1 protein-coding gene is annotated in these 528 nt (G+C 68.2%); it reads right to left on the reverse strand.

Annotated elements, in window-relative coordinates:
• Positions 1 to 528: peptidase dimerization domain-containing protein (locus tag ACXJKJ_RS32075; RefSeq protein WP_457395784.1), on the reverse strand; the 528-nt coding region annotated here is incomplete at both ends.

Consider the following 528-nt stretch of genomic DNA (forward strand, 5'->3'; position numbering starts at 1 on the left):
TCGGTGGACGCCCCACCGGCCTGCTCGGCGCTGTAGGGCTCCAGGGATGCGGCGCTTTCCAGCGCAGGGCGCTGCTGCAGGCTTTGCTGCAGTTGCTGCGCGAACGCGGTATCGGCAGCGTCGTAGATCACGCCACCCACCTGCTGCAGCGAACGCTGCATGACCTGGCCCAACACATCGTTGGGCAGCAGCGAGTACACCCCACCGGTAGGCTCGAATGTCGCCTCGGTGCCGGTGCCCATCGCCGCGCCGCGCGCGGCCAGGTGCAGGCGCGCGATCACATCGCGCACCACGGCCGGATCGACGTGGCGCACGTAGTAATAGGCTTCGGCCGCGTCGGGCACCACGTTGGGGGCCGCACCGCCATTGCTGATCACGTAATGGATGCGCGTGCCGTCGGGCACGTGCTCGCGCATCATGTTGGCCATGTGGTTGAGCGCCTCCACCCCATCGAGCGCCGAACGTCCGCGATCCGGCGCGAGCGCGGCATGCGCTGCGATGCCCTTGAAGCGGAATTTACCGCTGATG

Source organism: Roseateles sp. P5_E1, assembly GCF_054049335.1.